This is a genomic window from Chryseobacterium sp. SIMBA_029 (assembly GCF_046535275.1).
Taxonomy (GTDB): Bacteria; Bacteroidota; Bacteroidia; order Flavobacteriales; family Weeksellaceae; genus Chryseobacterium.
In genome coordinates this window covers 1-267 of record NZ_JAWRXA010000394.1, presented here as the reverse complement: position 1 = coordinate 267, position 267 = coordinate 1, and the positions used below count along the sequence as shown (strand labels likewise).

Here is a 267-nt window from a genome sequence, read left to right as displayed (position 1 = left end):
CATTTTAAATCCTAGTCTGTATCTTTCTTTTTCAAGGCTGATGGATGCATTGATGAGAGTATAAGCAGGGAAAGTGAATTTTCCTGTAGTTGTTTTATGCTCGGTAATCTGATGCCCTACACGATTGACTCCAAATCCAAAACCTAGTCCTTCCAGACTGCCGGATTGAAGTACGTAGCTCACCCATGAATTAAAGACACTTGCCGGTCCTGCAGATCCTGGACGACGTCCATCTACAGTAGGGTCCGCTTTCACAAACTTACTGTC

General features: G+C 43.8%; 1 pseudogene. It reads right to left on the bottom strand.

The window, feature by feature from the left end:
- Window positions 1-267 (bottom strand): annotated as a pseudogene (locus SB679_RS24575) (TonB-dependent siderophore receptor); the annotation flags it as partial.